Source organism: Psychromonas sp. (genome assembly GCF_047632955.1).
Taxonomy (GTDB): Bacteria; Pseudomonadota; Gammaproteobacteria; order Enterobacterales; family Psychromonadaceae; genus Psychromonas.
This window is the reverse complement of sequence record NZ_JBLIED010000008.1, coordinates 35,657-48,941: the sequence shown is the minus strand read 5'-3', so window position 1 is coordinate 48,941 and position 13,285 is coordinate 35,657. Positions and strand designations below refer to the sequence as shown.

At 36.8% G+C, this 13,285-nt stretch carries 9 protein-coding genes; all 9 read right to left on the bottom strand.

The genetic code is table 11. The annotated features are described in order from the left end of the window. Window positions 1-60 precede the first annotated feature (60 nt). Window positions 61-612, bottom strand: coding sequence for a PEP-CTERM sorting domain-containing protein (locus tag ACJAZP_RS07470; RefSeq protein ID WP_415230120.1), 552 nt, complete (start codon window positions 610-612; stop codon window positions 61-63). A gap of 609 nt (window positions 613-1,221) precedes the next feature. Continuing rightward, window positions 1,222-3,864 carry a tetratricopeptide repeat protein gene (locus ACJAZP_RS07465; protein ID WP_415230119.1) on the bottom strand — a complete coding sequence of 881 codons (2,643 nt, stop codon included), beginning with the start codon at window positions 3,862-3,864 and terminating at the stop codon, window positions 1,222-1,224. 55 nt (window positions 3,865-3,919) lie between these two features. After that, window positions 3,920-5,272 carry a PEP-CTERM-box response regulator transcription factor gene (gene prsR, locus ACJAZP_RS07460; protein WP_415230118.1) on the bottom strand — a complete coding sequence of 451 codons (1,353 nt, stop codon included), beginning with the start codon at window positions 5,270-5,272 and terminating at the stop codon, window positions 3,920-3,922. Between the two features lie 259 nt (window positions 5,273-5,531). After that, entirely contained in the window at window positions 5,532-6,827 is a 1,296-nt protein-coding gene (locus tag ACJAZP_RS07455; protein ID WP_415230117.1) for a hypothetical protein, read from the bottom strand. A 7-nt stretch (window positions 6,828-6,834) separates the two neighbouring features. Next, window positions 6,835-7,587, bottom strand: a complete 753-nt coding sequence (locus ACJAZP_RS07450; protein ID WP_415230116.1) for an AAA family ATPase — start codon at window positions 7,585-7,587, stop codon at window positions 6,835-6,837. After that, window positions 7,584-9,149: an XrtA system polysaccharide chain length determinant gene (locus ACJAZP_RS07445; protein WP_415230115.1), complete on the bottom strand. Its 1,566-nt coding sequence runs from the start codon at window positions 9,147-9,149 to the stop codon at window positions 7,584-7,586. The genes ACJAZP_RS07450 and ACJAZP_RS07445 overlap by 4 nt, the downstream gene beginning before the upstream one ends. A 2-nt stretch (window positions 9,150-9,151) precedes the next feature. Then, window positions 9,152-9,760 carry an XrtA/PEP-CTERM system exopolysaccharide export protein gene (locus ACJAZP_RS07440; protein ID WP_415230114.1) on the bottom strand — a complete coding sequence of 203 codons (609 nt, stop codon included), beginning with the start codon at window positions 9,758-9,760 and terminating at the stop codon, window positions 9,152-9,154. A 49-nt stretch (window positions 9,761-9,809) separates the two neighbouring features. After that, window positions 9,810-11,882: an XrtA/PEP-CTERM system histidine kinase PrsK gene (prsK, locus tag ACJAZP_RS07435; protein WP_415230113.1), complete on the bottom strand. Its 2,073-nt coding sequence runs from the start codon at window positions 11,880-11,882 to the stop codon at window positions 9,810-9,812. Window positions 11,883-12,008: 126 nt separating this feature from the next. Further along, entirely contained in the window at window positions 12,009-13,259 is a 1,251-nt protein-coding gene (wecC, locus tag ACJAZP_RS07430) for a UDP-N-acetyl-D-mannosamine dehydrogenase (RefSeq protein ID WP_415230112.1), read from the bottom strand. Window positions 13,260-13,285 lie beyond the last annotated feature (26 nt).

Genomic DNA, 13,285 nt, shown 5'->3' with positions numbered 1-13,285 from the left:
AAAAAAACCCAAGAGTATTATTACTCTTGGGTTTAAGGGGAATGCTATTTTTAAGTTTTATTATGCTTTTTTGTTACGACGCGCGAAACCAAAACCTAATAAACCTAAACCTAATAATGCTGCACCGGCTGGCGCAGGAACCGCTGTTGATGAGAAAGATACCTCACTGCTAGCACCATTTGAAGTGATTGCCCATTGACCTGCAGTTTCATCTAAAAGCGGGTTAGTACTAGTAATAGTACCTTCACCACCAAGAATCCCTACAGTTATTAATCCTGCATCTATAACTTCATTGTTAGTGAAACTTGTAATGTTAAAAGTGAATCCACCGACCGACCATAAAGTGAATGGTGTAGCACCAACAGTAAAGTCTGTAAATGGAGAGAATGAATTCTCTAACCCATCAAAATCACCTGTTACAAGAACGTCATCAGACTCAACTCTTGTTGTACCATTAAAATCTAATGCTGAGACTTCAGTTCCAGCACCGTTATAAGAGATGGTAGCGCCACCAGTGAAATTGATAACCCCCTCAATAAGCCTTGCAGAAGCAGTGCTGGTTGCCAGCATAAGTACCAGTGAAGTTGCTAATAATGAAATAATTTTTTTCATTTGTATTCTCCTTAGTATATGGATAATTCCATATGCTAGGTAATGCATTCAACGTGCCAATTTTAAAAAAGATACAAATATCAAGCTTTTATGCTTTTGTTGTCTTTTCAGGGTAGGGTAGGGAGATTCAATTTGTAAAATTATTCAACAGTGTCGTTTTATAAGTTTTGCACGAATCATGGTTTTTAACGGGGTTAGTTGATAGTGTTTTAGCAAACTATTCGGGTTGATATATTATAGGAAAAATTGTTGTTCTTGTGGTTAGTTGTAAGTTGCTGTTTAATTGATGTTTTTTGTTGGTTATTTTCCTGTGTCACTATTGTTTTATTGTTGCTTTGGTTAGACATAAACAATATATTGATTATTACTTAAAATATATTGTAAATTTTTCTGACATGCGATAACTAATGCTTTGAATTAATTAGTTAATAGAGCTCAAACTTAGGTATTAACCCTGTTTTTAGTCCCCAGTTAACAAAATTTGATGAGAATCGGGAGTGAGGAATTGTTATAAATAATATTTCTTTGTTGCTCTTTTGTGTACTCTCTATAATAGAGGATGAAAATACGGCAACTGACCTTAAAAGGCCAGTTGCAATAAACTGTCATTTATTTACTATTTATTTCCAGTAAGTGAGCTTTGATATCCGGGTCTTCCGGAGATAATAACACGGCTTTTTCAATTAATTGTTTGCCCTGTTGCAGTTGTCCACTCTTATATAAAATCCAGCCGTAAGTATCTATAACGGCAGCATTGTCGGGCATAATTTTATATGCTTTCTCAGCTAGGTCGACAGCAACAGGATTTCCTTGCTCAAAGTGTAACCAAGCTGCGTTATTTAAGCTGACAACGTCATTCGGCGTCCGTTTTAGTTGTGCTTCATAGATCTGTAGAGCTTGCTCTTTGTTGCCGTTATTTTGCAAAATAATTGCTTGATAGCGTATTGCTGTTAAGCTTTTAGGAAATGCTTGCTGCCATTCACCAAGAAAAGTTAATGCTTTTTCAGACTTATTATTTCCCAATAATTGGTACAGCTGTTCGGCAACCTGTTCATCTTTTGTTTTTTGCCAGTAATCCGTTAATAAATTGATTGCTTGTGGTTGTTTTTCTTGAGCGACGAATATTCCTGCATACAATCGTGTTGCTAAAGAGCTCTCTGGTAAGATTTTGGCAATTTTTTCTGCGGTTTTTCCTGCATCAATATATTGCTCTAAGCGGATATCTATATCAGTTAACAAACTTAACAGTGTAATATTTTCGGGTGCCTGTTCAAGTGCTGTGATCAGTATTTCTTTGGCTTTGGGATAATCATTTTCTGTGAAAGCTTTACGCGCTTTTAATAAATTAAGTTGTACTGTTAATTCATTAAGACTTGTTTGATATTTTTGTGGAAGTTCATTTTTAGCTTCTTTTACATAACTTGTTGCCAAGTCAAGCTTATTCTGCTGTAGGGTTAAAGTTGCCAGAGTCAATGCTAACAGGCTAGCTTCATAATTTTTGGGCAGGTAGTCGGCTGCCTTCAGCGGATCTTTTTGCTGTTCTATTAAGCTTCGAACAATACCGTTATAAGGCGTAATTTCCGTCGGATAATAGTTTATGATTTGTTTGTAATTATCTAATGTTGCCAGCCAATTTTTTTCGATTTGGTTGATTTTGACTAGGCTGTAAAGTGCTTGAAGATTGTTATTTTCCAAAGCCAGAATTTTTTCTATTATTTTTCTGGCTTCTACTGATTTTTTTTGATGAATATAGTAGTTTGCTACAATTAATTGGGTATCGGTATTTCCGCTATACATGCTTTTTAAATTATCAACATACTGATCCGCTTCGGTGAATCTTTTATAAGTAAGCAGTTGACGAATATATAACATTTGCAGTTTATTATTTTCGGGATGAGAAAATAAAGCTGCATAAATTGAGGCTAATGCTTTTTCTGCTTGCGGTTCAGGTAAACTGTTGTAATAAAAACTTTCTGTTAATGCGACTTGAATTGATTGCGGTGCTAATGATTTTGCTTTATCAAGCGCCATTTTTGCTTTTGTAAATTCCTTCTGCTGTATTGCTGCATTTGAATAAAGTACCCAGGTATCAACATTTCTGCTTTTTTCTGGTATATATTCAAGTAAGTTTAAGACTTCTTCTGATTTGTTTTGCTGTAATTGGGTTGCTATATATAACTCAGTGAGTTTGATAGGAGATATTTCCGGATCGATGAAACCTTCTAAGTATTTTCCTGCACTTTCAGGATTCCCTTCATTGTAGAAAATTAAAGCTAATAAAGTGGCTGATTTTTTGTGCCCGGGACTGTTATCTAATATTTCTAACAACATCTCTTTCGCTGTAGAAAACTGTTGATTTTCAAATAGTTCAAGTGCACGTGTATATTGTATTGAAACCGACTCCGCTCCGGGAAACTCTTCGGATAGAATACGTGTATATATCAGAGCTTCTGAGCCACGCCCTTGTTGTGTCAGTACATTGGCCAAATTTTGAATAATCTGGACACGTTGGGAAGTGAAAACGTCGCTGCTTGGAATGACGGCTAGCGCTTCCGATAGTGATTTCTCTGCATTAGCAAGATCCCCTTTTTTAATGTAAATCATACTTTTCAGGAATATAGCATCGGTGTTCCTTGGCTCTAATTTAATGATTTCATCAATCCCGTTGAGAGCTGCTGTATAATTGTCTGAGACCGCTTCTATTTTTGCTAGTGCAAGCATACTCTCAATTTTATAATCTGGATTTTGTAATGATGCTGTAAAGGCTATCTTTGCCTGTTGCAAATTATTACTGTAAAGCAACTGTTGCGCTTTTACGAACTGCAAACGTTGAGGTTGAGTTTGTAAAATTTCTTCTTGTTGCTCTATTAGGCTTTGAGCCGAGATTACTTTTCCAGATTCAAGATAAGCATCCAGTAGTGCAAAATAATATTCAGCATCTTTTATACCTGTAAAAGATTCAAGCAGTTTAACGCTTTCTAATGGTTGTCCCGATTCTTTGTTAATTTTTGCCAGAATCAAATAACCATCAATACTTGTTGGATCTATTTTTATTGCATCATTGGCCGCGTTAAATGCAGCTTTAAATTGGTGAGCGTCCAGATATGATTGTCCCTGCGCAAGGTAGGCACTGTTGTTGGTGCTTTTCTGTGCCTCTTTTGAATCTCCGCAAGCAGAGAGCAAGATAGTTGCAGCAAGCATTGATATCGTTAATGTTTTTTCTATTTTAAGATTAAACCCATTTAATTTCATATTTATCTTACCTATTTAAATTTTCTTAATATGCAGCCTGTATTACAGGGGGATTTTAATTTGTATTTAAATTATGCTTTTTCATCAAGTCATACAATGTCGGTCTGGTTATGCCAAGTAATTTTGCGGCAGCAGAAATATTATTATCCGTTGCATTGAGTGTCGTTTTTAGAGCATTTACTTCGGCACTTTCTCTAACAACTTTTAAGTTAAGTGGGCTGCTTTCAGATACTTTTAATCCGATATCTTCTGCTGTTATATATTTTTGTTCACACATAATTGCAGCACGTGTTATTTTATTGCTGAGTTCTCGAATATTACCGGGCCACGAATAATCTTCTATTGCATTAATTGCATCTTCAGTAAAGCCTGCTACTTTTAAGTTTTCTTTTTGGGTGTATTTTTTAAGCAGATATCGTGCTAAGAGGACTTTATCTGAGCCGCGCTCTCTTAACGGAGGGATATCTATTTGTATCTCTGCGATTCTGTAATAGAGATCTTCGCGGAATTCACCGCTAGCCATCATTTCTTCTAAATTCCTGTTAGTGGCGCAAACAATCCGAGTGTCCAGGTGGATTAATTTTCGACCGCCAATACGTTCAATTACCTTTTCTTGCAGGAAGCGTAGTAGCTTTGCCTGCAATAATAGTGGCATTTCACCTATTTCATCGAGAAAAACTGTTCCATTATTTGCCAGCTCTAATTTACCCAGTGTACTTTTTATCGCCCCGGTATAGGCACCTTTTTCATAGCCGAACAGTTCACTTTCAAATAAATTTTCAGGAAGAGCCGCGCAGTTAATGGCAACAAAGGGATGTTCACTGCGAGTACTTAATGCATGCAGTGATTTTGCTAATACCTCTTTACCGGTACCGCTTTCACCCAGTAGTAAACAAGCTGCACTGGTGGGGGCAACTTTTTCGATTAGTTTACAAACCTTTAACATGCGTTCATCTGCAGTTATTAACCCTTCAAGATGACTGCTTTTAGATAAATTAAAGATTCTATTTTTGGTCTCAAGTTGATGCATATGAAATGCGCGTTGTACGATAAGCGCCAAGGTATCAGGATTTACCGGTTTACTGTAAAAATCATATGCGCCAAGGCTGACTGCTTTTAGAGCATGTTCATTACAATCATTACCGGTCATCACAATTAATTTCATGTGCGGATTCATAGAGAGAGCTTGTTGTACTAAAGAAAAACCTTGTGTTACACCGTCGGGATCAGGGGGTAGACCGAGATCTTGAACCATTACTTGCGGTTCATGTAAACGAATTGCAGCAATTGCATTCTCTAAGTTCGCAGCAACAACAACATTGTAATCCGAAAAATGCCATTTCAGTTGTGTTTGCAGGCCTATATCATCTTCAACAATTAATAATGTTTTGTTCTCATTTTTTGACAAAATAGTTCCTTAAAAGTTTCATTCGTTATACCAAAGGAATTAATGAAGTGCTCAAGTATTGCGAAGGAAAAATTAACACTAACAGAGCGAGAGTTGCATTCGATCCTTATTTTTACTTCACAAAATCGTATGGAACGATTTTGAACAGCTTTAGCTGACCACATAGTGGTGAACAACAGGATGTTCTGAATAAAACTCACAACGCGATTATGGGTAATTTTAACCAGCAAGGGTGATCACCTTTTTAGTTCTTTTGGTATTAGTATCTATAAGCAATTCTGCTGGTGTAATATTGCTCTTCATAACCGGAGGAACTTTGCGTATAGTCTAGTTTTTTAAAAGCAGCGCTAAGCTGGATATACAGTGATTTAGTTAAATAATATTTAGCAGAAACTTCCGTTTCAGTAAACTTATTTATTTCGTTGGTTGACAGGTCTGATTTGTAATAATCAACCGATAGACTGGAGCTTAAACTTTCTGTTAATGACCAGGTTAGTTCCCCGAATGCACCATATTTATCTTTAATGTAAGTATCAATATCAGTACCATCTAAAGTAGCTACTTGATCGTTATTATTATAATAAAAGCGCAGGTTAGTGATTAATTTATCATCCAGCATTATATACCGATGTTCTAATGATAAAGTAGTATACCAAAACAATTGATTTTCATTAGAGCTTGTCGAATCATCTGTACCAACCTCTGTCGATGAATTGGTTAGTGTTCTTGATGCGTTGAAGGTAAATAAATGTCTGCGAATTTCAGCGTTAGCAGTTAACCCATAATATTCCCCATCATACGTATTCGTTAGGCCATTGACCCATGTTTTGCCTAGATTCACGGAATAGGTTCCCAAACGATAACTCTGGGTTAATCTTGTGCCAAGGTTATGTTCTGTGTATGTATCATCATAATTGTCAAACATTTTTTTGCTACCAGAATATTCTATCTCAACCTGAATCTTCTCTGTAAGTGCATATTGCCAACTAAACTGCCCTTCATTAGTATTATAATCACTGGTACTAGTATCTCCTGCATACCAGGTTTCAGTGTGATTTACACCAGCAACAAACGAGGTTCGAGGCGAATAAGGAATAAACCATTTTAAACCAGCATCAAGTAAATCTTTTTCATTCTGGTTATCCTCATTGTCAGCTTGGCTTAGATCGATAAGATAACGCTGGCGTGTATGGGCAAGATTAAAGAGCAGGTTTTTACTAAAAACTTGCTGCGAAATTAATGCATTACCTGTCCAATAATTATTGTCTTCTAATTCGGCTGCATTTTCCTTGGTATATTCAGTGTAATAATTAAGTGTAATATCTGTACTTGCCAATTTATTTTTGTAGCCCAGTTCCATATCTGCGGTTGCTGAGCTGCCTGTTTTTTCGTTATCCGCTGATTTATAAATATTGTCACTCACTGTATAGCCGGCACCCAGTTCAATAAATGAGCTTTTATTATCAGTTGTTGCCGCTGCAGCATGAGCTTGAAATGACAGAGCAAAAAGGAAAATACTTGAACATATTTGAGTTGATATTCTATTAATATTCATAAGTATCTCATTTATTGTTAAGAATGATGCCTGCAAGCTTATCGTTACTGATGAGCTCAATGCCTGTCTTTATTTGTGATTCAGTGGTCTGTCCATAGCGCACGACTAAAATAGCCATATCGCAAATGGATGCTAAAATTTGGCTTTCAGCATAATATCCAATAGGAGGAGTATCAAGAATAATGAAACGATCCGGATAGCGTTTTTTGGCCATCTCTATGAATTTTTCCATTTTCCCCGATGAAAAGTTTTCCGCTGCGTGCTCAGTTTTAGATCCGGCGGGAATAATTCTTATTCGACGGATGCCTGATGGATAAATAATATCCTCAATTTCTTGGGTGTCTTCCTCAAGAAAATTTGACAAACCAAATGTTGGCTTTTCTTTAAGGTAGTTATCCAAACTTGGTGTGTAGCTATTACAATCAACAATTAATGCCGTTTTTGTATGATCCAAGGCAATACTAGCGGCTAAATTAACCGCAACATGCGTTGTTCCTGAGCCTTGGTTGGTACTTGAAACCATGCAAACAAAATTTTTGTTGTTCGCCTTTTTTAATAACTTAGTGCGTAATTCGCGATAATCATTGAGTGATTTTTCATCCCGGCAACCAGGATAAATTATTTTTAATGCATCAACTTCATTCGATGTTAATAACCAATCATCACTCATTTCACGAATCTGTTTTCGGCTATCATTTGCGATGTTCATTGGTTTATTAGTTCTCTCTGTGACCTGTTTTTCTAAAGGTGTTACTGTCATCTTATGCGCTCCATTAATAGAGAATACAGTGGCGTAAACAGCTCTGATATTGGGTAGTCATAACGATGACTAATGGCAATGCCGACATAAACAATCGCAACAAACAGAAAACCAACAAAAAGGGTGATATTTTCTAACCTTTTTTTGTTTTTTTCAGCGCTATTAAGCTTATGATCAATACTGACAAGAAGTGGCGCGTTCGTAAATTGTGCAAGTTGAGATGCAAAACGGATTTTATTATCTAGCAGTATTTTAACGATAAACAGCGAGACCAGTAGCAACAAACCGAGAATAGGGCCGGCAATAAAAAAATGCAGAAAGCGCGGACCCGACGGTAGTGTTGGATAACTTGCTGGTTCCTGAATTTTGTAATTAACCCCTTGACCCTCGATATCAAGTACCATTGATAATCGCGCTTTCTCTTTATTGGCAAGCATGTCTTCATATAGTCCTTTGATGACACTGTAATCTCTGTTTAATTCAGAGAGCTCCGCCTGGTTATTGGCGATACGTTTACGTCGCTCATAGGCCTCTTCAAGCAGCGATTTAAAAGCATTAAGTCTATTTCCTATGGTATTGTGTGAAACTTGTGCCGTTGATAACTTACTACTTATTTCCTGGTACAAAGGGTTAAATTCAGATCCTATTAGAGAATTATCTTTTTCTTTAGAGGATAAATTCATGATGTTGTTTTTCATATCACTAATCTGATATCTGACTTCAACTACTTCAGGGTAGTCGTCTTTGTAACTAAGTAACAGGTTATCAAGATATTGTTGTAACTCTTTAAGCCGGCTGTGATAAATAGCTGCCTCATAATCATTAGATGAAAACTTATCTTGTGATCTCAGCTGTTTTTTGAGTGATGAAATTCGAGTTAAACTCTCCATTTGTTGAATCTTCATATCTTCAATTTCATTACGTAATTGTGATATTCGAGACTCAACTTCTAATTCTGTTCCATCTAAATGGCTGGATTTAAATATTTTCAATTTCTTTTCAGCTAACAATAACTGGTCTTTATAACTTTCAACTTGTTGTTCGATGAATTTATATGCGCTACGACTCTCATCCTGTTTGGTATTTGCACTGTCTTCCACAAATAACGATACAATTTCATTAAGCAGGCGAAATGTCATGTCGGCGGTATCATCCTGATAAGAGATCTTTAGATAGTTGCCTGACATGCCCTCAACGTCGATACGTTGTCGTAAAGAGGCTAACTTGTCTGCTCGAAGCTGCGGTGTTGGAAAGGCATTTTTTCCATACACAGCATCAATCACTTTATTTAATTGCCGAGGAGAGAAAATGACATCACGAACTTGTTCTGTTTTGCTTTGTTTTACGTTAGTGATTGATGTTTGCTGACTTAGCAGTGGTTTGATTACATTTTGAGTATCAGCAAAAATAGTTGTCTCACTATAAAATATTGATGGCTTATATATTCCTATTGCTAAAATAGAAAAACTAATCACGGTAACAAGTAACGCTGCCTTGAATTTTCTCAAGCATATTTCTTGCCATACTGCTGCTACGTATTTAAATAGTTCATTAATTTCCATGTTTAAAATATACTCTCTGGGACAATTAGGATATCTGACGGGCTTAATTCGTAATTAGTCGCTATATCACCTTGTTTTATGATGCGGTCAAGTTTTATAGAATAACGTTTAATACCACTGTCTGTTTTTCGGTACAAAATCGCATTATCACCGTTAGCAAAGGGGGTTAAACTACCCGCCTGCAGAAGTAAATCGAGTACTGTCATTCCTTGTCTATAGGGAACAGACAGCGGAGTTTGCACTGCGCCAGTAATACGTACTCGAGAGAGAAACTCGGAACTTATAGCTGAGGTTACAATAACGGTGACTTCCGGACTGCGAATAAACTTTTTGAGGTCTTGGCTAAGCTCTGCCGCTAGCGCCTCTGCAGAAAGACCGACCGCTTGGGCATCACCGACCAGTGGAACTGATATTTTTCCATCGGGGCGAACGGAGACGCTTAATGATAAGTCCGGATTTTTCCAAACATTGATAGACAACTGGTCACCTGCCCCTATTTTGTATTCAGAGGTTGTTATAATCTCTTGAGAATCCATCTTTTGAAGAGGTTCTGTCGTAGAGCAGCCTGCCAGCATGTAAATTGCCAAAGTCAGTAGTAATGTTTTAATCATTTTATCCTCTAAAATTAATTTTCGAACTTTTATATCTAAGTTAATGATTTTAAGCGTAGTTCATTTCTTTTTTAGTGCCATTTAAAGGTAAATAAATTGAAAATTTAGTGCCTTTTTTAACTGTACTTTCAATAAATATCTCTCCTTGTAGAGAATGAATGAGCTCTCTTATTTGATATGCGCCGATTCCCATTCCCTGATCTTGTTTGGTGCTGGAAAAAGGTTTAAATAATTGTTCCTTAATAAAAGACTCATCCATACCACATCCTGTGTCTTTTACTTCTAACCATAAATCATTATTTTCGGTGATTAATTTTACTGTGATTATTCCACTGTCATCCGTTGCATCCTGTGCATTTTTAATTAAATGGTACAGTGCCATTTGCAATTTATCTTTGTCGGCCATCACAAATGCATTGTCTCCTTTTACGACGGACAATATTGGCGTTGGAAGGCTGGATGAATTCATTTCTATCGCATTTTCAAGCAGTAAGTTTACATTGATAGATTCAAGTTTACCGTGTGGATCTCCCTGCAATTTGACTAATAATTGATTCATTTTGTCAACTGAATTATTGATAGTTAGTATTACATCATCAACAAATTCAGGGCGATGCTTGAATTTTTCTGCATTATTGACCATTAAACTTTGTTGCGCTATAAGATTTTTTATATCGTGGATTGCAAAAGCTGTAATTTTATTAAACAGGTCGAACTGTTGATTTTGAATTAATTTTTCTGATGCCTGATAGTTACTGATATAACTGCCTATTTGACGACCTGTTAGTTTTAATATGTCCAAGTCCTCCCAAGTTAAGGAGGTATTAGCTGATTTTTTACAAAGCACCGCAAAACCAATCAAGCCTTGATGCGCATTAAGTGGAACAATTGTCCATGCGTTATTCATATTTATGAACCATTTAGGCAAGTATTTATTATTTTTTTTATCATGAATACCGGTGTTTTTGGGGGCTTGAAAGACCCATTCATTTTCACTCATCAGTTCTATAAAATGGCTGTTATTTGCTTCGATTGCCCGTGATGATGGCAGCTCGATATTTTTTAATACCACTGGGGAATAAAACTGTTGCCCTTTAAGCCAAATTCCACCACTACTACAGCTAAACAGCGAAGTCATCGTTGATAGTGCAATTTCATAACCATTGTTATCTTCTCGTTTCTGTGCAAGTTGGGAATCTAACTCGATCCATTGTTTTTGATAATCATATTTATTGCTAAAGAAATTCTTACTAATCCAAACGGTCACGTGTGAACGGAATTTTTCATGACATGACAGTACTGCAATCGAAAATATTGACATAACATACAACAGTATTTTTGAAACCTCCGCCCATTCAACATTAAAAATATTAACAACCAAGCCTAATAGTGCCATACAGAGCAGAAATATCCCTGCTAATATAAAGCTTGTATTGAATATGATAATTGTTCGGGATAATTGAAACTTACTGTCTTGTTGTTGTTGGAAAGGATATATAACAATTGCAAGCGCTAATATTAATGACGTTGATGTACTAATAACGCCTCTTGTATACCACAAAATATGATTTCCGCTGGTAAACAGCAATAAATTTGAAAAAACCAGCATGTCATAGGAAAGTTGAGTAATAGCAATCAGTGCAACTAACTTGCTCACTCGACTCGATTGGTCATGCCTCAACAGTTGTTCGGCAATGACTATGCCAGTTAAACAAAACACTATTTTTATATAGAGCCATAAGGTTATAGGTAAAAAAGGTGTTAATGGGCTGCTTAAATTTAGTATAAATAAAGCGATAATTGCAGCAATGGAAATGCAAATTAAAGCGCTCCAATGTGTCGGGAGTCTGGTTTTTTGTGAGTACAATAATAAATACATTAAGACAATAAACCAGCCTATATAACGCAATATTTCAACAAGTTGAAATTGATAACTTGACGATAAATTGTGAAAGGGTTCATTACCCAAGCTGGTATGCCAGATCGCAGCGGAAAGAGATAAAATGCAAAAACTAAGCTTTATTTTTAAATTTTTTATTTTAACCAGCGCTGTAAGCGCTAATGCTATTTCAACACAAGCAATTAAATAATCAAACATTGTTAGTTTTGAGTAATAATCCATCATAAGCGCTTTGCTTCCGTTGTGTTGGTATTGTACATAAATGAATACCAGTAGCTTCGTTGTTTAAGTTATTGCCAATAGACTGAAACTGCTGATTTCTGGTAGTTCAATAAAATGGCATTTAGGCTAGAGTATTCCGCGTGTATCAATGACAACTTTCTTAGCAAATTGTGTTTTATCTGTTCTTTTAAATTCCTGATGATCGACTAATATGACGATGATATTGGCCAGCTCCAAGGCGTGCTCTAAGCTTGTTAATGTTACATTATCTTTCACTAAATGCGCCGGCAATGATTTAATATTGGGCTCTACTGCAATTATTTGTCCGACCTTTTTATCGGCTAGTTGCTCAACTATCTGCAATGCTGGACTTTCTCGCAGATCGTCAATGTCAGCTTTAAAAGCCAGTCCTAAGCATGCAATAACAGGTCGCTTAAACTCGTCAGCGGCATTTGTTATTTGTTCGATGACATAATGAGGTTTGTGATCATTGGTTAAGCGTGCTTGTTTAATAAGATTTGCTTCTTCGGGGCAACTGTCGACGATAAACCAAGGATCAACGGCAATACAATGACCACCGACACCAGGCCCCGGGCTTAAAATGTTAACGCGCGGGTGGCGATTGGCCAGTTTGATTAATTCCCACACATTTATTTTTAATTTATCACAAATAATGGACAGTTCATTTGCAAATGCAATATTAACATCGCGAAACGAGTTTTCAGTTAATTTTGCCATTTCAGCGGTGCGAGCATTGGTGATGATACATTCACCGCGCACAAATGTGCGGTAAAGTGCAACTGCTTTCTCGCTACAGGTTTTACTCATGCCACCGATAACGCGATCATTAGACACTAATTCTTGTAGAACATAACCTGGCAGAACACGTTCAGGACAATGTGCTACGTTGATATCTGCCAGATCGCCGACATCTTGTGGAAAGGATAAATCAGGTCGAGCTTCAGCTAGCCAATAAGCCAGTTTTTCAGTCGTTCCTACCGGAGAGGTTGATTCAAGAATAACCAAATTACCTTTTTCAAGTACAGGCGCTATCGTATTAGCAGCAGATTCAATATAACTGAGATCGGGTTGATGGCTATCATCAGCACTATGAATAAAGGGGGTTGGGACGGCAATCATAAATACATCAGCAGGTTCAGCTATCGTTACCGCTCGTAAATTACCGGTTGAAACAACACTGCGCACGACAATGTCAAGATCTGGCTCGACAATGTGAATTTTCCCGGCATTAATAGTGTCTACGGCATTTTGGTTAACTTCTACCCCAACTACGCTCATGCCACGAGAGGCTATAATTGCAGCGGTAGGCAAACCAATATATCCGAGCCCAATGACGGAAACCTTTTCAAACATCATATTAATTCCTTTTAATTTTTGTTTAT